We start from the raw sequence: 534 nt of genomic DNA, 5'->3' as shown, positions 1-534 counted from the left end.
ATGAATTACTATCAGAAGCTGAGTCAGCCCGCCGTCAGAGCGGAGATGGCGCATGACTGGCCGACTGCCGCCTCGCAGTGGCAGACGCTGCTCAGACGGCCGGCAGCCCAGCCCTGGCGACAGTGGATAATCGGGCGCGTAAAATACTGCAGGGCGCGCGCATGTGATATGCCCCCGCGACACTGAAGCCAGTAAAACCCGTTTGTTTCACCGCGCTTACCTGCTGTCAGAACGGAGACTGTCTATGGCCTTTCAGAGCCCGGCCCAGAATTACAGAGAGACGCGCCTGAACCTGGGTGACCTCGTCAGCCTCTCCCCTTATTCCACCTATCTGATGCGCAGCGACAGCGATTTTCCTGACGCCGGCATCGTGAAAGGATCAGTGCTGGCCATCGACCGGGCGCTGACCGCGACGCATGGCCAGCTCATTGTTGCCGAGGTGGAAGGCGAGCTGACGCTGCGGCGCCTGCTGCTCAACCCCGTTCCCGCCCTGCAGGCGCCGGATGCGGATGAAACCGTCACGCTGATCGACGT

The 534-nt window shown here is 61.8% G+C and carries 1 protein-coding gene; it reads left to right on the top strand.

Annotated elements, in window-relative coordinates; translation table 11 throughout:
- Positions 1-244 precede the first annotated feature (244 nt).
- A partial coding sequence (locus tag F3J38_RS27790; RefSeq protein WP_167144556.1) for a S24 family peptidase occupies positions 245-534 on the top strand: 290 nt, incomplete at its 3' end.

The sequence above is a fragment of the Candidatus Pantoea formicae genome, from assembly GCF_011752625.1.
GTDB classification, from domain to species: Bacteria; Pseudomonadota; Gammaproteobacteria; order Enterobacterales; family Enterobacteriaceae; genus Pantoea; species Pantoea formicae.
The sequence above is the reverse complement of the archived record's forward strand: the minus strand, read 5'-3'. Positions and strand labels throughout refer to the sequence as shown.